At 64.2% G+C, this 18,256-nt stretch carries 15 protein-coding genes; 11 read left to right on the forward strand and 4 right to left on the reverse strand.

Going from position 1 to position 18,256, the window contains the following annotated elements; genetic code table 11:
* Positions 1-9: 9 nt before the first annotated feature.
* Entirely contained in the window at positions 10-2,106 is a 2,097-nt protein-coding gene (gene pknB / locus ABIB45_RS16115; protein WP_354216853.1) for a Stk1 family PASTA domain-containing Ser/Thr kinase, read from the reverse strand.
* Between the two features lie 114 nt (positions 2,107-2,220).
* The gene (locus tag ABIB45_RS16120) at positions 2,221-3,594 is read right to left on the reverse strand and encodes a LysM peptidoglycan-binding domain-containing protein (protein WP_354216854.1); all 1,374 of its coding nucleotides are present in this window, start codon (positions 3,592-3,594) and stop codon (positions 2,221-2,223) included.
* A 240-nt stretch (positions 3,595-3,834) separates the two neighbouring features.
* Between ABIB45_RS16120 and ABIB45_RS16125 the strand changes: the two genes are divergently transcribed.
* Positions 3,835-4,188 (forward strand): Rv2175c family DNA-binding protein, encoded by a 354-nt coding sequence (locus ABIB45_RS16125; protein WP_354216855.1) that lies wholly within the window; start codon positions 3,835-3,837, stop codon positions 4,186-4,188.
* A 24-nt stretch (positions 4,189-4,212) separates the two neighbouring features.
* Here ABIB45_RS16125 and ABIB45_RS16130 read toward each other — a convergent pair whose 3' ends face one another.
* Positions 4,213-5,307 carry a polyprenyl synthetase family protein gene (locus ABIB45_RS16130; protein WP_354216856.1) on the reverse strand — a complete coding sequence of 365 codons (1,095 nt, stop codon included), beginning with the start codon at positions 5,305-5,307 and terminating at the stop codon, positions 4,213-4,215.
* A complete protein-coding gene (locus ABIB45_RS16135) occupies positions 5,304-5,831 on the reverse strand; it encodes a hypothetical protein (protein ID WP_354216857.1) in 528 nt (175 codons plus the stop codon). Before ABIB45_RS16135 ends, ABIB45_RS16130 begins: the two co-directional genes overlap by 4 nt.
* A 140-nt stretch (positions 5,832-5,971) precedes the next feature.
* Between ABIB45_RS16135 and dinB the strand changes: the two genes are divergently transcribed.
* The 10 genes from dinB (at position 5,972) to murD (ending at position 18,254) form a co-directional block, all read left to right on the forward strand.
* Entirely contained in the window at positions 5,972-7,129 is a 1,158-nt protein-coding gene (gene dinB, locus ABIB45_RS16140; RefSeq protein ID WP_502909150.1) for a DNA polymerase IV, read from the forward strand.
* 264 nt (positions 7,130-7,393) lie between these two features.
* Positions 7,394-7,768 carry an SCO2097 family morphological protein gene (locus tag ABIB45_RS16145; protein ID WP_354216859.1) on the forward strand — a complete coding sequence of 125 codons (375 nt, stop codon included), beginning with the start codon at positions 7,394-7,396 and terminating at the stop codon, positions 7,766-7,768.
* 494 nt (positions 7,769-8,262) lie between these two features.
* Positions 8,263-8,691, forward strand: coding sequence for a division/cell wall cluster transcriptional repressor MraZ (gene mraZ, locus ABIB45_RS16150; protein ID WP_354216860.1), 429 nt, complete (start codon positions 8,263-8,265; stop codon positions 8,689-8,691).
* A gap of 166 nt (positions 8,692-8,857) precedes the next feature.
* On the forward strand, positions 8,858-9,850 hold the full coding sequence (gene rsmH / locus ABIB45_RS16155) for a 16S rRNA (cytosine(1402)-N(4))-methyltransferase RsmH (protein WP_354216861.1): 993 nt from the start codon (positions 8,858-8,860) through the stop codon (positions 9,848-9,850).
* Positions 9,847-10,503 (forward strand): cell division protein FtsL, encoded by a 657-nt coding sequence (gene ftsL, locus ABIB45_RS16160; protein WP_354216862.1) that lies wholly within the window; start codon positions 9,847-9,849, stop codon positions 10,501-10,503. Before rsmH ends, ftsL begins: the two co-directional genes overlap by 4 nt.
* Positions 10,504-10,593: 90 nt before the next feature.
* Positions 10,594-12,396 (forward strand): peptidoglycan D,D-transpeptidase FtsI family protein, encoded by a 1,803-nt coding sequence (locus tag ABIB45_RS16165; protein WP_354216863.1) that lies wholly within the window; start codon positions 10,594-10,596, stop codon positions 12,394-12,396.
* An 85-nt stretch (positions 12,397-12,481) separates the two neighbouring features.
* The gene (locus ABIB45_RS16170) at positions 12,482-14,119 is read left to right on the forward strand and encodes a UDP-N-acetylmuramoyl-L-alanyl-D-glutamate--2,6-diaminopimelate ligase (RefSeq protein ID WP_354216864.1); all 1,638 of its coding nucleotides are present in this window, start codon (positions 12,482-12,484) and stop codon (positions 14,117-14,119) included.
* 6 nt (positions 14,120-14,125) lie between these two features.
* Positions 14,126-15,589 carry a UDP-N-acetylmuramoyl-tripeptide--D-alanyl-D-alanine ligase gene (locus ABIB45_RS16175; protein ID WP_354216865.1) on the forward strand — a complete coding sequence of 488 codons (1,464 nt, stop codon included), beginning with the start codon at positions 14,126-14,128 and terminating at the stop codon, positions 15,587-15,589.
* Positions 15,586-16,695, forward strand: coding sequence for a phospho-N-acetylmuramoyl-pentapeptide-transferase (gene mraY, locus ABIB45_RS16180; protein ID WP_354216866.1), 1,110 nt, complete (start codon positions 15,586-15,588; stop codon positions 16,693-16,695). Before ABIB45_RS16175 ends, mraY begins: the two co-directional genes overlap by 4 nt.
* A complete protein-coding gene (gene murD, locus ABIB45_RS16185; protein ID WP_354216867.1) occupies positions 16,692-18,254 on the forward strand; it encodes a UDP-N-acetylmuramoyl-L-alanine--D-glutamate ligase in 1,563 nt (520 codons plus the stop codon). The genes mraY and murD overlap by 4 nt, the downstream gene beginning before the upstream one ends.
* Positions 18,255-18,256 lie beyond the last annotated feature (2 nt).

Here is an 18,256-nt window from a genome sequence, read left to right on the forward strand (position 1 = left end):
GGCCGCCGGTTACACCACCGTGAGGGTGATGACGGACCCTTCCGGGACGTCCTCGTTCACAGGGTCCTGGTCCCGGACCGTGCCGAAGAAGCCGCCCAGGATGTTGTTGACCTCAACCTTGAATCCCAGGGCTTCCAGTCCCTTGCGGGCTTCCGCGGCCCGCTTGCCGACGAAGCTGGGCACCTTTACAAGCTTGGGTCCGTCAGAAATCCTCAGTGTCACCGTTGAGCCCTTCGTCAGGGTTCCGGTGGCCGGCGACTGCGCGGCAACCGATCCCTTGGGCACCTTGGGATCGTGGACCTCGTCCTTCGCGACGTCGGCCTTGAGGCCGGCGGCTTCGATGGCGTCCACGGCCTCGTTCTCTTCCAGGCCCACCACGGCGGGCACTGGTATTGGCTGCGTCCCCTTGGACACCAGCAGGTTCACCGGTGTGCCGTGCCGGGCGGGAATCGCGGACGCCGGATCCTGGGCGAGCACCACGCCGGCGGCAACGGCCTCATCAAATTCTTCGGTGACATTCCCCAGGGCCATCTCAGCCTGGTTCAGTGCCACCTTGGCTTCCTCGAGGGTTCCGCCCGTCAGCTTCGGCAGCCCGAACAGCTGTGGTCCTTTGGAGACAAACAGCGCCACTGGCAGGAACTTCCTGATTTCGGTCCCGGCCGCCGGGTCTGAGCCCACCACCAATCCCGAGGGAACGTCGTCGTCGAATACATCGTTGGTCCGGGACTGGAAGCCTGCCTTGCTCAATAGCTGCTGCGCCTGTGCCACTGACTTGTTGGCGACCGCCGGAATGGTGGCCGCGGATCCGGGCCCCATACCAAAGAACCAGCCGGCCCCGGTGGCGAGCAACGCGATGATGATCAGGACTACCGCCCACAAGATGCCGCGGCGCCGCGGGCTGCCTTCGCGCAGGCTCCGGACGGGGGTGGCCGCAGCGCGGGACCGTGCCTTCTCGTCCTCGCGATCGGCTTTGCGCTGCTCACGCTTGCTGAGCGGGACGGCAGCCGAATCTGGTGATTGGTTCCGGGCATCCTGTGTGTACTGGATGTGCTGTGTTTCGGGAGGGTAGCGATCCTCCGGCGGGTACAGGGCATGCTGCGCGTAAGGGGAGTGCGGCTGGCGCGACGGTTGCGGAGGTTGCGGGGGCTGCGGCCGGGAAAGGGACGACAGCGCGGCGGTGGGATTGTTCGTCCGCGCGATGATCTCGGTGGGATTCTGCTGCCCGGCAGGGACGGCGGCCGGGGGCAGGAGGTCCAGTTCGGAATTCGTGAGGTTCGTCCGGATATGGCGCAGTTCCTGCAGGAGGGCATGGCCGTCCACGGGCCGGTTTTCCGGGTCGTTGGAGGTACACCACTGAACAAGTTCATCCATTTCAGCGGCGAGCCCAGGCACCAGGGCCGACGGCGGGCCCACGGTTTCGTGGACATGCTTGTAGGCAACCTGGATGGGGACGTCGCCGCCGTATGGCTGTTGGCCGGTGAGCATCTCATACAGCATGATGCCCACTGAGTAGATGTCGCTGCGTGCATCGGCAGTCTTTCCAAGCACAAGCTCGGGGGAGAGGTAGCCTACGGTACCGATCAGGGTTCCCGTGCTGGTGGACGTTGTCACGGCGCGGGCCAAACCGAAGTCGCCGATCTTGATGCGGCCGTCGTCGGCGATGAGCACGTTTTCAGGTTTGACATCGCGGTGGATCAGCCCGGCGGCGTGGGCCTCGCCCAGGCCTTCAACCACAGGATCAATCAAGGCAAGGGCCAGCCGGGGAGGCAGCGCACCCTTTGACCTGATGACGTCCCGAAGGGTGTGGCCCTTGATGTACTCCATCACCAGATAGGCCGTCAGTCCGTCATTGCCCTGGTCCAGTACGCCCACCACGTGCGGATGGGACAGTTTCGCAGCGGCCTTCGCCTCACTGCCAAGCCGCCCCAGGAAGGTCTCATCCGTGGCGAGGTGGGGATGGAGGACCTTCAGGGCAACATCCCGCTCCAACCGGAGATCGGTTGCCAGATAGACGGTGGACATGCCTCCGCGCGCGACTTTGGAGCGGACGGCATAGCGGTTATCCACCAGCGTTCCAGCAAGGAGGTCAGACACGTGTTCCTGCACCCTACGATCCTAATCCCGCAGTGAAAAGGGTCCGAACCGCCGTGCGGTCCGGACCCTTTTCGTTATCCCCGGAGTTCGTTTCAGCAAACCGCGGGCGCCTTGCGTGGTGGCTGTTTAGCCGAAGTTCATCTGATGCGCCTTGATGGCCTCAACATAGGCCTTGGTGTCGTCGTACATGCCGTACTTGCTGACCGAGTACTGGCCCTGGTAGTAGCCGGCGATGGCCGTGTCCTGGTCCTTGCTCGTGGCGATTAGCCGCTTGATGATGGCCACACCGGCCGTGGCGTTGTCGTAGGGATCCAACAGATTCAGTTTCCGCCCCACCAGATCCGAGGCCCACTCGCCGGAAGTCGGAATCACCTGCATGGTCCCGATGGCGTTGGCAGGGGATACCGCGCGCTGGTTGAAGCCGGATTCCTGGTATGCGAAGGCAAGGGCCACGGACGGCTCCACACCCATAGCACACGCTGTGTCCGCCACAATGGTGCGCATTTGCTCGCGTGACGGAACCGGGGAGGCGTTCAGCAAGGCTTTGTTCTCGTTGGCGGAGCTGACCACGGCTGCGGGGTAGGTGAAACCAAGGAATGAGCTCGGCACAAGCGGTGTCACGGTGGCGGCCGGAGTCGACGACGCCGGCTGGAGGGAGGCACCCGGAATGACAAGCTTGTTGCCCGGGTAAATGACGCTGGTCATGCTGAGCTGGTTGGCCGCCAGGACGTCCGAGAGCTTGACGCCGTGCTTGGAAGCGATCGCGGACAGGGTATCGCCCGCCTTGACCGTGTAGGAGCCACCCGGAGCGGGCGCCGCCGCCGGTGCAGCCGGAGCGGGCGCTGGCTGTGGGGCCGGGGCTGCAGGGGCCGGTGATTCGCCCGAACCGACCTTGACCTTCTGGCCGGGGTAGATGATGGAGCGCATGTTCAGGCCGTTCCAGCTGAAGATGTCCGACAGGCTGACGTTATGCCGGGTTGCGATGGCGCTGAGAGTGTCGCCGGCCTTCACCGTGTAGCTGCCGCCGGAACTGGCCAGTGCGGCCGGAGCAGGGGCTGCCGGAGCCGGAGCCGCTGAAGGGGAGGAAGCCGAGCCGGACAGCTTGATCTTCTGGCCGGGGTAGATGATCGTGTTCGGCTGGAGGTTGTTCAGCTTCAGGACTTCGTTGGTGTTGAGCCCGTATTTCCCGGCGATGGCGCTGACGGTGTCGCCCCGGGCAATGGTGTACTCATCGGGGGCGGATGGCTGTGCCGGCTGGAAGGCTGCCGGAATGGTGGTGGAAACAGAGGCTGCCGGGATAAGGGCTGCTTTGGGTTCGGCGGCCTGGGCCTTCATGGCGGCGGCAAGCGTTGCCGGGATCACCCGGGAGGGTGGCTGTGCGGCGGCGGGTTGTGCGAGGGCCAAGGATGACAAGACGACCGCAGGAAGTGCCGCCGTGGTGACGGCAATCATGGGCAGACTCGGCCTCGGGGTCTGCTTTGGCGCGCGGGACGTCGTCATGGATGGAATCCTCTTCTAGAACTGCCGGGACGGGGTAATGTCGTGTGATTACTGATACTAGTGTTACTTAAGTTATTGCTGTTACAAATGTTATCTATGTGAATTTCTCATGAATTCAGCCATAGCACAAGAGCCTGGCTTTGCCCGGCATAGCTGGTTTTGTGGAGTGTCGCCTGTTTCGTTGGGGCGCCTGCGAAACCCGACTAGGCGGCAGGGCTCCGGCCGTGGCAACCTTGATCCGTGAGTAACGTAGAAAGCCTTGTGGGCGAGTGGCTGCCCCTGCCGGATGTCGCGCAGTTGTTGGACGTTTCGATTACGAAAGTCCACAGCCTTATTGATGAACGGGCGCTGGCGGCCCTGCGGGTCGGCGAGCGGCGGATACGGTCAGTTCCGGCCGCTTTTATCCTGGACGGCCAGGTTGTCGACAGCTTGAGGGGGACCATTGTGGTCCTGGCTGACGCGGGCTATTCCGATGAGGACTTGATCATCTGGCTGTTCACGGCCGACGAATCGCTGCGTGGCCGGCCGATTGATGCATTGCGGGAAGGCCGCAAAACCGAAATCAGGCGCAGGGCGCAGACTCTGGCCTGGTAGTGCCGGAGACCGGCAGCGCTGAAACTAGGCGGCGCGGCTGACGGTGGCTTCCGCCAGCCGCCGGAGTGCCGTCTTTGGCAGCTCGTCGAGTGGCAACAGTTCCAAGGCCTCGTAAGCGGCCGCGCCGAATTCGCCGATCAGCAATTCGGTTGCCTGCAGGGCCCCGGACTCTTCAATGATCCGGCGGATCTCGGCAACATCCCCGTCGCCCAGGTCCGGGCTGCCGAGCTTGGCGTCAATGAAGGTGGATTCTTCGGCCGAAGCCTGTTCGAGAGCCAGTGCAATAAGGACAGTCCTCTTGCCTTCGCGCAGGTCATCACCTGCCGGTTTGCCGGTGGTAACGGGGTCGCCGAACACGCCCAGGACGTCGTCGCGAAGTTGGAAGGCCTCGCCCAGGGGCAACGCAAAGCCGGAGTATCCTCTGAGGAGTTCGTCCGAGGCCCCGGCGAGTGCGCCGCCAAGTGCAAGCGGATGCTCAGTGGAATATTTGGCGGACTTGAACCTGATAATCGACTGGGCGCGGGTCACTGCTCCTGCACGGTCCCGGACGGGGCCGGCTACTTCTTCCAGGATGTCCAGGTATTGCCCGGCCATCACTTCGGTGCGCATGAGGTTGAAGATCAGCCGCGCCCGGCTTCCCGAGGCCGCCTGCCCGCCGATGTCGGTGAACGCTTCTTCGCTGAAGGACAGGCACAGGTCGCCGGTCAGGATGGCTGCCGCGTGCCCAAACCGTTCGCTGTCCAGTGCCCAGCCCTGGGCATCGTGCAGTTGGCTGAACCGGCGGTGGACACTGGGTCCACCCCGCCGGGTGTCGGAACGGTCGATGATGTCGTCATGGATAAGGGCGGCCGCTTGGAACAGCTCCAGGGCCGATCCTGCCGTGACGATCTGCAGTGCCGCTGGGTCACCGCCGGCGCCCCGCCAACCCCAGTAACACATCAGGGCCCGGAGCCTCTTGCCGCCGGTTACCAGGTTGGAGATCGAACCCATGAGGGGTTCGATATCGGGAGAGATGGCCGCGACAAGGGCTTGCCGCTGGGTAAGAAACTCGGTCAGCTCACCGGCGACTGCGGCCACGAAGGCGGTCTGTTCGAGCCTTAGCTGCTCTGAAACCGTCACTTGGCTGCCTCAACTGCCACGTTGGCGCCGATGGTGAAGGTGGATACCCCGGCCGCTTCGACCACGGCGACGTTGACTGTCTCATTGCCGTTCCTGACAAAGTCCTTGGACGCCACGGCCCCCACGGCGTCGCCGGGCACGGCTTTGAACCCCAGCCCCTCGAGATGCTTTGTATAGAAGTCCGCAACGGCCGCCGTGGGGGCTGTAAGGCTGGCAACCAGTGCCACGGTGGCGGGCTGTGAGTTTTTGTCGAAACTGCTCGAAATCACAGTGGCGCCGGGCATCACGGGTATCAGCGTTGTCGGAAACCCCTCCACAATTTCCCCTACCGTGGCCGACGTTCCGGGCGAGGCCGTCGGGCTTGCCGAAGCGGTGACGCTGGAAGGGCTCGTTGTGGGTGCGGAGGTGCCTGCCGAGGATGCGGTCGTGCCGGGCGCCGCGGGGCTGCAGGCAGCAAGTGCCAGCATCACGCCGGCGGCCAACGCCGCTAATCCTGTTGGCTTAAGACTTGTCGTGACCGTCACAGGGACTTTCCTCCTGGGGTTGATGCCGGACTCTGCCTCCAGTTTAGTCAGTACCAACCGCTAGAATTTCCCTTGTGGTGCCTGAGCAGAACAACCAGTACACCGAAGCGGGTCTTCGGGAGCTCCGGCGCAACTGCATTATGCACGTGGATATGGACGCCTTTTTCGTCTCCGTGGAACTTCGCACGCGGCCGGAACTTCGCGGAAAACCTGTGATCGTAGGATTTCCGGCGGATCGTTCAGTAGTCCTGTCAGCATCTTATGAAGCCCGTGCCTTCGGCGTTAAGTCCGCGATGCCCATGGTGGTTGCGGCCAGGATGTGCCCCCAAGCCGTCATTATTGAACCTCGGCACAAGCTCTACTACGAGGTTTCCGGACAGCTGATGGAGATCTTCCATTCCATCACCGAGCTCGTGGAGCCGCTGAGTGTCGATGAAGCATTCCTCGATGTCGGCGGGGCGATCCGGCGGTTGGGTCCCCCGCGCGAAATCGGTGAACTGATCCGCCGTCGGGTAGCTGCTGAACTGGGCATCACAGCGTCGGTGGGAATCGCAGCGAGCAAGTTCGTGGCCAAAATCGCGTCCACGCGCTGCAAGCCTGACGGGCTGTTGCTGATTGGTCCCGACCAGACGGTGCCGTACCTCCACAGCCTGCCGGTTGGCGCGTTGTGGGGAATAGGTGCCAAGACCACGGACGTCCTGGCCCGGATGGGCATCAGGACAGTGGCGGATGTGGCGGCCACCCCCGTGACGTCGCTGAAGAAGGTGCTAGGTGCCACCGGTGAACACGTCTACCGGCTGTCGTGGGGAATCGACCCCCGTGCGGTAACCCCTGTAAGGCTGGAAAAAAGCATCGGGGCAGAGGAAACCTTCGCCGTCGATACAGGGGAGGACCCGGTCATCAGCCGGGAGCTGCTGCGGTTGGCCCATCGCACTGCCGGGCGGTTGCGAAGTTCAGGGATGGTGGCCCGGACCGTTGCCTTGAAGCTCCGCTACGCCGATTTTTCCACCATCACCCGGAGCCGCACAGTTCACACGCCGGTGGACAGCGCCCAGCTAATCCATGCGGTGGCGGTCCAGTTGCTGGAATCACTGGGCCCGCGTCCCATGACCGTCCGGCTGGTCGGCATCCGGGCCGAGCAGCTCGAAGAGGCCGCCCAGACCTCCCTGCAATTGAGCCTCGACCGCCGGGATGACAACTGGCGGGCGGCAGAGCAGGTGCTGGATCAGGTCAGCCGGAAGTTTGGTGACAAATCCGTGCTGCCGGCCAGCCTGCTGGATCAGGGAAGAGGGCATTGACAGGCACGCCGATCCGGCGCCCGGGCGGCTCCCGAGGGGGTGGCCGTCTTTCAGAACCGCCCCCAACAAACTATCCTTATATGTACATAGTTTTCAGTTACTGCCGGACTTCTTGGACGTACTGCAGGTCTAATCAGCCTCGTGCCGGTGTTCGCATTCCGCCATCGTCGGCGGGGCGGGAACCTCCCGGGCACGCTGGTCGTTATTGGAGCAGGAGTACCGGATACGACCAGCCCGGACGTTGGCCTACTTAAGGAGGTCGTGATGCCGCTCTCGGAGCACGAACAGAAGTTGCTTGAGCAACTGGAGAAGCAGCTGCACGAGGACGATCCGAAGTTCGCGAATTCCATGGGGTCGGATCCGGGGCGAACCTGGTCCACCCGCCATGTGGTGATTGGCGTACTTTGCGCGCTTGCGGGGATCTTCCTGCTTCTGGTTGGCGTCACGCTCCAGAACATCTTTGTGGGAGTCCTGGGCTTTGTTGTGATGGGTGGCGGTGTCTACTTCGCTACGATGCGCAACGCAGCCGGGTCCAAGCGGGGCTCCGCTTCGGGCACAGGGAAATCCGGAAAGCCCAGGAGTTCCTTCATGTCCAGCTTGGAGGAGCGCTGGGACGAACGTCGCCGCGACGAATCATGAGGCACTGTCTCTGCTGATTGCTCGGTTCTCGGTGATGAACTGTCTGCCTTAGTGATCGGCGCCCTCACTCCTCCACTGTCCACCCCTCCACATCCCTCCCCAGCTGGACGACCTGCTGAGTGGGCCCGCTGCAGAAGACCCGCCCCGGCGGGTCTTCTGCGTTTAACCCCCACATCCCTCCCCACGTAGCGCTCCAAAGTTGCTACGTGGGGAGGGATGTGGGGGTGATGCGGCTTGGCCAGGCAAGCGCACGACGGCGGTTGGGGGCACCGCCTCAGTACCCTCAGATTGGGTGGTGCCCTCAGACGCGTCTTGCCCTCCACCTTCATCAGCGGTGCTGTTCCGCGCCAGTGCCGGCAAGGATCACCAAATGGGGCAAAAGGGTTCGTTTTGCGTTGACTGTGGGGGAAAGTGGAGTAATGTGGAGGGCATAAGAGGGTGGTTGCAAACATATGGGGATGTGCAGTTCCTGACGGCAGACAGGCGGTGGGCCAGTGTTTCTGGGCACGCATTCGCCACGTCTGGACGAAAAGGGCCGGATTATCCTCCCCGCAAAGTTCCGCGAGGAACTTGCCGCCGGGCTGGTTCTCACGAGGGGCCAGGAGCGTTGCATATACGTCTTCAGTGAGCAGGAATTTGCGAAGGTCCACGAGCAAATGCGGGAGGCGCCCATCTCCTCCAAGCAGGCCCGGGACTATATTCGTGTCTTTCTCTCTGGAGCCTCGGACGAGGTGCCTGACAAGCAGGGGCGCGTAACCATACCGGCGGCGCTCCGGGAGTATGCAGGCCTCGGCAGGGAGCTGGCCGTCATCGGCGCAGGAACCCGCGCCGAGATCTGGGACGCCCAAGCCTGGAACGAGTACCTGGCGGAGAAGGAAACTGCTTTCTCCGAGACCGACGACGCCATTCCGGGGATCCTGTGATCACCTGAACGGCACTGAAGACCGCTTCTTGAACGAGATCTCCAGCCGCCCATCGGACCGTCAACCTGGCTCACTTCCCCGGAGTCAGGCAGGCAGAAGATAGGCGCGGATGGGGATCTGGCTCAAGAAGCACCCCTCCACACCCGCCGAACGAAAGGACGAAGGCATGAACAACCACCCGAAGCCGACGTCCGAACGCCATGTGCCGGTCCTCAAGGACCGGTGCATTAATTTGTTGGCCCCAGGGTTCGAAGCCGCACGCCTCCGGGGCGAAGCACCCATTGTCATTGATGCGACGCTCGGCATGGGCGGCCACTCTGAAGCGATGCTGGAGCGCTTCCCGGACCTGCACCTGATCGGCATCGACCGCGACGAGGAAGCCCTGGCACTAGCGGGGGAGCGACTGGCTCCCTTCGCTGCCCGCACCGACCTGGTGCACGCCGTCTACGACGAAATTGCAGAAGTCCTCGAGGACCTGGGCGTCAAGGAAGTCCACGGCATCCTGATGGACCTTGGCGTCTCGTCCCTTCAGCTTGACGAGCGCGAGCGTGGCTTCGCCTACTCCTTTGACGCACCGCTGGACATGCGGATGGACACAAGCCGCGGGCAGACCGCCGCTGATGTGGTCAACAACTACAGCGAAGAGGAACTTGTCCGGATTATCCGTAAGTGGGGCGAGGAGAAATTCGCCGGCCGTATCGCCAACAGGATTGTCGCAGCAAGGGCGATTACGCCCTTCGCCACCACGGGGGAACTCGTGGAACAGATCCGCTCTGTGGTTCCGGCGGCTGCCGCCAAATCCGGCGGCCACCCGGCCAAGCGGACCTTCCAGGCACTGAGGATCGAAGTCAACGAAGAACTGGATGTGCTGGAACGGGCCGTCCCCGCAGCCGTGCAAGCAACCGCCCTCGGCGGGCGGATTGTGGTGATGTCGTACCACTCCCTCGAAGACAAGATCGTCAAGTCCGTTTTCCAGGCCGGCTCCAAGTCCTCTGCGCCACTCGGATTTCCGGTGGAACTGGAGGAACATAAAGCTCCCCTCAAAACCTTGACCAGGGGCACTGAGGTTCCCACCGCCGTCGAAATCGCCGAAAACCCCCGCGCCGCCTCCGCCAGGCTGCGCGCAGTGGAACGCATCAGAGCCAGGAGCGAAGCATGAGCACCGCCGCCGTCAAGAACTTTCCGGTCCTCTCCGGCAGCAGTGCCCCGGCGATAAGGACCCACCCTGCCGGCCCGGGCCGCAAGGAACGCACCCCCCTGTCCGTGGTGCGCTCGGCACCGAGGAAACGCCGCGCCCCGTTTGTGGTGATGTGCTTCGCGCTGCTCTCCGTGGCGCTGATGGCGGTGCTGGTCCTCAACATCTCGGTGTCCACCTCGCAGTACCAGCTGGTGGAACTGAGGGGCAAGCAAAGCACGCTGACCAAAGAGAATCAGGATCTGACACAGCAGCTCCAGCACTTCGAAGCTCCCCAGAATCTGGCAGCCAAGGCGGGAGACTTGGGAATGGTACCGTCCACCGTCAAAGGCCAGATCGACCTTTCCACGCTCGCTGTCACGGGCAAGGCAACAGCGGCCGTGAAGGGTGGCGCTGCGGGAGCCGTTATCCCGGCTCCTGCGGTCGCAGGGGCGCTGACTGTGGTCCCGCCGCCCTCCGCGTCGGAGCCGCTGTCGAACCGCACGCCGGTCCCCGAAGAGGCTGCCCCCGCAGCGGCTGTGCCGGCTCCGGCCGCAGTACCGGCACCGCCGGCACCAGCCGTGGAGCTCCACGGCGGTTCTGTTCCGGCCCCGGAACAGAAGTTGCCCGGGCAGTAACTGACCGCCGCTGAAAGCAGATCAGGCAGGAGGCCAGGCGACCAGCCGGGCATAACAGCAGGCAACAAGGCGAGCAGCAAGGGAATTTCGGTGGCACAGAGGACCGGCAAGGCAAAAGGCGGCAAGGTGCCCAACCCCACCAAACGGCTGCGCCTCGGCCTGGGAATCATGCTCACACTCCTGGTGGTGGTGGGCGGCAAGCTCTTTATGGTCCAGGGCCTGGACGTCGGCGGGATGGCTGCGGCTGCCCTTGACTACCGCATGCGCGAAACAACCCTCCCCGCCGAGCGCGGCAGCATCCTGGCCGCCGACGGCACTGTCCTCGCCAACAGTGTGATCCGGTACAACGTCATAGTGGACCAGACCGTCAACACCAAGACCGAGACCTTTAAACGCTTTGCCCAAGTTGATGGCAAGGACAAGCTCGTGGACGTCAGCCGGGAACAGGGGTTAAAGGACCTGGCCCTTGTCCTGGGAATGAGCCAGGACGCCATCCGCGAAGCTGTCACCGGTACATCGCGCTACTACATCGTGGCCAAGGACCTGAAGCCGGACGTGGAGCTTAGGGTCTCGAAACTCAGCATCCCGGGTGTAGACACAGTGGGCGTCAGCAAACGGGTGTATCCCAACGGATCCGTAGCCGGCGGGATTATCGGCTTCCTGCAGGACGGCAACACTGGCCAGGCGGGCATCGAGCAGACCCAGAATGGGCTGCTGCGGGGTATAGACGGCAAACGGCTCTTCGAAATCGGCGCCGACGGCCTGCGCATTCCCGTCGGTGTGGATGAACTGACACCCCCGCAGGACGGCAAGGACGTCAAGCTCACCCTTAATTCGGATCTGCAGTACTTCGCCCAGCAGGCCATCCAAAGCCAGAGCGACAAACTGGGTGCGGAGTGGGGCAGCATTGTGGTGATGGATACCAAGACGGGCAACATCGTGGCCATGGCGGACACCAACGCCCCTGACCCGAACGACCCCGGCCGGGTGGCCGCTAAGGACAGGGGTGTCCGGTCGGTGACCGCCGCCTACGAACCGGGGTCTGTGCAGAAGATGATCACGGCCTCGGCTCTGATCGAGGAAGGAAAGTCCAACCCCCTGGATACCTTCACGCTCCCGCCGTCGTACACGGTGGACGGCCAGACCTTCACGGACGCCTTCACCCACGGCACCGAAGAACGTACCCTTGCCGGCATCCTGGGTTACTCCATGAACACGGGAACCGTTGCGGCCGGCTCCCGGCTCAGCAAGGAGCAACGCTACGACTGGCTGCGGAAATTCGGCATCGGCGAGGCACCGGACATCGGACTGCCTGCCACCGCGTCCGGCATCCTCGCGCCCGCGGACCAGTGGGACAGCCGTCAGCAGTACACGGTGCTGTTCGGCCAGGGCGTCTCGCAGTCCACCCTGCAGACGGTCCGCGCATTCCAGACCATCGCCAACAACGGTGTGATGCTCCAGCCGCGCCTGATCGACTCCTACATCGCAGCAGACGGCACCGAGGAAAAGATGGCCCCGCAGCCGTCGCGGCAGGTGGTGTCGGACAGCACCGCGCAGCAGGTCCAGGACATCCTGGAGAGCGCGGTGACCGAAGGCCAGATCAAGGACGCCGGCATCGATGGATATCGGGTGGGAGCCAAGACCGGAACGTCCGAGTCCCCGTGCGACGACGGCAAATCCGGCTTCTGCGGCTACACGGCCTCCATGGTGGGGATGGCGCCGATGGACGATCCTCGGTTTATTGTGGAGGTGGTCCTGCAGCGTCCGAAGGGCAGCATCTATGGCATCACCAATGGTCCGGTCTTCCGCTCGGTCATGAGCCAGGTACTGCGCACCTACAACGTCCAGCCGTCCACCGGCGAACCGGCCCGGCTGCCGCAGTTCGCCAAATAGCACCCAGCCAAGCAGCATTACTTTCACCGCCCGCACGGGAGCAGTTTCCCGCGGGCATGTTCCACTAGCACCATCGGAGATCCCCTTGTCAGACCAGAACGTACCAGGCAGTCATCCAGGGCCGGCAGGGGAACCTGCCGCTGCCCGGTTCAGGCCGACGGCAGTTGCTGCGGTCCGGCTGGACAGCATCGGCGAAGCCATTGGCGTCCCGGTACTGGGCGCCTCCGCCGAGGTCGGCGTCACGGGGATTTCGCTTAATTCGCGCACCGTGGAACGCGGCGACCTGTATGTCGCGATGCCGGGGGCTGCCCGCCATGGCGCTGATTTTGTCTCCCAGGCCGTGGCGAGGGGGGCCGTTGCGGTCCTGACTGACGACGCCGGGGCGCGGCTTCTGGCGTCCGCGGAAACTGCCGTCCCTGTTTTGGTGGTGGACATTCCGCGCAACGTGGTTGGGCCTCTTTCCGCCATGATCTACCGCAGCCAGCCGGACCCGGGCCAGCCGCCGCACCTGTTCGGCGTCACCGGTACGAACGGCAAGACCACCACCACGTACTTCATCAATTCGCTGCTCCGGGCTCTCGGACAGCGCACGGGCCTGATCGGCACCATCGAAATCCTGGCCGGCGGGGAGGCCATTCCGAGCCTCCTGACCACACCCGAATCAACGGATGTTCACGGGCTGCTGGCTCTCATGCGCGAGCGGGGACTGGATGCAGCCTCGATGGAAGTGTCGTCCCACGCAGTGTCCTTCCAACGCGTTGACGGGGTAGTCTTCGACGTCGCCGGTTTCACGAACCTGACCCAGGACCACCTGGACCTGCACGGAACCATGGATGAGTACTTCGCCACCAAGGCTGAACTGTTCAGCGCCCGCCGTGCCCGGGCGGCCGTGGTGACGGTCGACGACGAATGGGGCCGAAGGCTCGCCGCCTCGACCGGAATCCCGGTCACCACCCTCGCGACGGCTCCGGGCGGAGCTTCGGCAGACTGGACGGTCACCGCTACCGCCGCGCGGGGCCTGGGCACCGAGTTCACGCTGCGCGGGCCTGGCGGCGCCACGCAGCAGGTCCACACCGGCCTGCCCGGCGCCTTCAACGTCGCCAACGCGGCGCTTGCCACGGTCATGGTCCTGGCCAGCGGAGTGGACGGCGCCGCCGTACAGTCAGCCCTTGCAGCCCATGACCCCTTTACCGTGGCGGTACCTGGCCGCATGCAGCTCGTCTCCGAGGAGCCCGCGGCCGTCGTCGATTTTGCCCACAACACCGATGCCCTGGCACGCGCCCTCGAGGCCGTTAGGTCACCGCTGCCCGGTTCCCGGGTGATTGTTGTTTTTGGGGCGACCGGACAGCGCGATCAGGGAAAGCGTCCGGCCATGGGGGCCGTAGCCGCCCAGCTTGCCGATATTGTGATCGTCACCGATGACGATCCCCACGACGAGGATGCCGCAGCCATCCGGGCGGACGTGCTTGCGGGCGCCCAGGCAGCGCAACAACAGGACGCGCTGGAATGCGTCATCGAAGAGATTTATCCCCGGGACGTGGCTATTCAACGGGCTGTTGAGCTGGCCCGCCCGCAGGACACCATCCTGGTTGCCGGCCGCGGTCACGAGGTCTGGCAAGAAGTCAAGGGAGTCAACCTTGCACTCGATGACAGGGTGGAACTCCGGAACGCCTTGACAGCCAAGGGATTCAACGTTCTCCAAGGCGAGCGGATAGAGTCCTAAACCGAGATGATTGCACTTACTGCGGCGGAAATCGCCGAAATCACAAACGGCCGCCTGGACGCCGATCCGGGGATCACCCCGCTTTCGGTGGTCACCGATTCGCGCGAAGCCACGGCAGGCTCCCTCTACGTCGCGAAACCCGGCGAGCACGCGGACGGCCATGAGTTCGTCGCAGCTGCCTTCGGCCAGGGTGCTGTCCTGGTTCTCGCGGAGCGCCCCGTCGCCGGGGCGGACGGCGCCAACTACCCGGCTGTCCTGGTCGAGGACGCCGTGTTGGCCATGGGCGCGCTTGCTGCGGAAGCAGTCCGCCGCATCCGTGCGGCCCGGGCCGCTACGGGCGAAACCCTCACTGTTATCGGCATCACCGGTTCGGCCGGGAAAACCACCACGAAGGACCTCCTCGCGGGGATCCTCACGACGCAGGGCGCCACGGTTGCCCCACAGGGTTCCTATAACGGCGAGGTGGGCGTGCCACTCACCGTCTTCCGGGCAACCACCGGGACACGCTACCTGGTCATCGAGATGGGTGCCACCGGCATCGGGCATATCCGCTACCTCGCCGATATGGTCAAGCCTGACATCGGAGTGGTCCTCGGCATTGGCACCGCCCACGCCGGGGAGTTCGGCGGGGTGGAAAACATCGTGCGGGCCAAGGGAGAGCTGGTGGAGGCCCTTGCGCCAACAGGCACTGCCATCCTGAATCTCGACGACGACCGGGTAGCGGCGATGCGCACCCGCACCGGCGCTCCCGTGCTGGGTTTCTCCGCCGAGGAACGCCCTGACGCCACAGTGCGGGCTGACCATCCGGACACCAATGCTTTCGGCAACCCTGAATTCGACCTCGTCCTGCCCGGCGCAGAAGCAGTGCACGTAAGCAGCCGCCTCATCGGTGCCCACCACATCGGAAACCTGCTCGCCGCAGCAGCGGCCGCGCACGCAGCCGGAGTGCCGGGCACGGACATCGCTGTTTCCCTCTCCACACAGTCGCCGGCCAGCCGCTGGCGGATGGAACGGACGGAACGCCCTGATGGCGTCACAGTCATCAATGACGCCTACAACGCCAACCCGGAATCCATGCGGGCCGCTCTGCGCACCCTGGCCGATCTGGGCCGCGGGCGCCGCACCTGGGCTGTCCTGGGCGCCATGCTGGAGCTGGGGCCTGACTCGATCCGTGAGCACACTGCGGTGGGCACCCAAGTGGTGCGCCTGAACATTTCACGGCTGGTGGTTGTTGGCCGCGAGGCGCGGGCTTTGTACGTTTCCGCTGTCCAGGAAGGCTCCTGGGGCGACGAATGTGTCTTTGCCGAAACCGTCGAGGACGCCTACGACCTCCTCAACGTGGAGCTTGAACCCGGTGACCTGGTGCTCTTCAAGTCGTCCAACAGCGTGGGGCTTCGGCACCTGGGCGATCGGATAGCATTACCCCCACAAACCACGGAACCTGCCGACGAAAGGAGCGAGTTGCTGTGATTGCACTGCTGATCGGCGCAGGACTTGCCCTGTTGTTCGCACTGGTGGGAACCCCGCTGTTCATCCGACTGCTTGTCCGCAAGAGCTACGGACAATTCATCCGCGACGACGGACCCACCTCGCACCACACCAAGCGCGGCACGCCCACCATGGGCGGAACCGTGGTGGTGGGCGCAGTCCTGCTCAGCTACGGACTGACCCACCTGATCATGTGGCTGATGAACCCTGGCTCTGCCGGCCCATCGGCGTCCGCCCTGATCCTGCTGTTCCTGATGGTCGGCATGGGCCTGGTGGGCTTCCTGGACGATTTCATCAAAATTTCACGCCAGCGCAGCCTGGGGCTGGACACGAAGGCCAAGCTCATCCTCCAGGCGGCGGTAGGCATAGGCTTCGCGATCCTGGCGCTGAACTTTCCCGACTCCCAGGGCCTCACGCCGGCCTCGACCAAAATCTCCCTGGTCCGTGACATTCCCTGGCTGGACCTCGCGTTCGCGGGCACGGTTGTCGGCGCCATTCTTTTTGTCCTCTGGTCCAACCTGATCGTCACGGGAACAACCAACGGCGTGAACCTGACGGACGGTCTGGACGGTCTGGCAGCCGGAGCGGCGGTGATGGTCTTCGGCGCGTACACATTGATGGGAATCTGGCAGAATAACCAGGCCTGCGGTTCCCCACGACAAGCCGGCAGCGGCTGCTACTCCGTCCGTGACCCCCTGGACCTGGCGCTTTTGGCAGCCATCCTCAGCGCGGCACTGGTGGGCTTCCTCTGGTGGAACACGTCGCCGGCCAAGATCTTTATGGGTGACACCGGCTCCCTGGCTATCGGCGGCGCCGTTGCCGGCTTCGCCATCCTGTCCCGCACCGAACTGCTGCTGGGCATCATCGGCGGCCTGTTCGTCCTGATTACCCTGTCGGTCATCATCCAGGTGGGCTACTTCAAAATCACCGGCGGCCAGCGCGTCTTCAAGATGGCGCCGCTGCAACACCACTTCGAGCTTAAAGGCTGGGCCGAAGTCACAGTCGTTGTCCGTTTCTGGATCTTGGGCGGGCTCTTCGTAGCCGTCGGCCTGGGTGTCTTCTACGCTGAGTGGGTAGTGCTCCTGTGATTGTTTCCCCCCGACTCGAACACCTTGTCAGCTGGGACTCCGACTGGGCGGGCCTGCGTGTTGTGGTCACCGGGATCGGGGTTTCCGGCTTCGCTGCAGCGGACACGCTCATCGAACTCGGTGCCCGGGTGGTAGTGGTCGACGCCGCCACCACAGAGACCGCCGAGGCGCAGGCCGACACCCTGAAGATAGTCGGCGCCGTGGACGTGCTCCTCGGCGAAGCGGCCGTCAGCGGAATCCCCAAGGTGGATGGCAGCTTCCCCGACCTGATTGTGACCTCGCCGGGCTGGCGCCCTGACCAGGCGCTCCTCGCCGCCGCGGCGCGCGCTCACATTCCGGTGTGGGGCGACGTCGAACTCGCCTGGCGGCTGCGCGTCCGGGAGGGTCACAAGACGGCTGACTGGCTGACCATCACCGGCACGAACGGCAAGACCACCACGGTTGGCCTGACGGCATCGATGCTGCAGGCCGCCGGCCTGAAGGCCATTGCCGTGGGCAATGTGGGCACGCCCATCCTCGATGCCCTCCGTGATCCCGTTGAGTACGACGTATTCGCCGTTGAACTGTCCAGCTTCCAGCTGCACTGGGCGGAGTCGTTGTCGCCCGTGGCCAGTGTCTGCCTCAACGTGGCTGAAGACCATGTTGACTGGCACGGCTCCTACAACTCCTACCTCGCTGACAAAGCGAAGGTCTATGCGCGGACCCAAAAGGCCTGCATCTTCAACGCCGAGCAGATCGAAACTGAACGGATGGTGGAAGACGCCGACGTGGTGGAGGGCTGCCGGGCCGTTGGCTTCACCACAGTCGCCCCGGCCATCAGCATGCTTGGCGTGGTGGAAGGCCTTCTGGTGGATCGCGCTTTTATCGAACAGCGCAAGGACAGCGCTGCCGAGCTGGCCTCCATGGCGGACCTGGGGCAGTTTGCTCCCCGCCACATGGTGGCCAATGCCCTCGCAGCGGCCGCCCTGGTCCGCGCCTACGGAGTGGATGCCCAGGCTGTGCGCCGGGGCATCCAGGACTATGTGCCGGGCAACCACCGCATCCAGACGGTGGCACGCCAGAACGGTGTCCACTGGGTTAACGATTCCAAGGCCACGAACCCCCATGCCGCAGCGGCGTCGCTGGCTGCCTTCGAGAACGTGATCTGGATTGCTGGTGGACTCTCCAAGGGGGTCAGCTACGACGAGCTCGTCCGGGACCAGGCGGCCCGGCTGAAGGCAGTGGTGCTCATTGGCCTCGACACCACTCCGCTGGCAGACGCCCTGCAGCGACACGCGCCGGATGTCCCCGTGATCACCACCCCGGCGGGCGACACTGAAATTATGCAGACTGCCGCAACGGGCGGAGCCGGCGCGGCCAATTCTCCGGTTTCCGGGGCGGACGTGATGTTCCGGGCCGTTGCGTCAGCGGCGCAGCTGGCCGTGTCAGGCGATACCGTACTGATGGCACCGGCAGCTGCTTCCATGGATCAGTTCTCTTCCTACGCTCACCGCGGCAACGCCTTCATCGAAGCTGTCCGCGAGTTGGTGGAAGGGCACACCCAGACCGGCGAGGAGTAACA

Source organism: Arthrobacter sp. UYCo732, assembly GCF_040547265.1.
Taxonomy (GTDB): Bacteria; Actinomycetota; Actinomycetes; order Actinomycetales; family Micrococcaceae; genus Arthrobacter.

What these genes read in the sequence shown, in the direction of transcription:
- ABIB45_RS16145 (WP_354216859.1), top strand. Translation starts at nt 7,394, where the DNA reads ATGCCGCTCTCGGAGCACGAACAGAAGTTGCTTGAGCAACTGGAGAAG.
- ABIB45_RS16175 (WP_354216865.1), top strand. Translation starts at nt 14,126, where the DNA reads ATGATTGCACTTACTGCGGCGGAAATCGCCGAAATCACAAACGGCCGC.
- ftsL (WP_354216862.1), top strand. Translation starts at nt 9,847, where the DNA reads ATGAGCACCGCCGCCGTCAAGAACTTTCCGGTCCTCTCCGGCAGCAGT.
- rsmH (WP_354216861.1), top strand. Translation starts at nt 8,858, where the DNA reads ATGAACAACCACCCGAAGCCGACGTCCGAACGCCATGTGCCGGTCCTC.
- dinB (WP_502909150.1), top strand. Translation starts at nt 5,972, where the DNA reads ATGCACGTGGATATGGACGCCTTTTTCGTCTCCGTGGAACTTCGCACG.
- ABIB45_RS16120 (WP_354216854.1), bottom strand. Translation starts at nt 3,594, where the DNA reads ATGACGACGTCCCGCGCGCCAAAGCAGACCCCGAGGCCGAGTCTGCCC.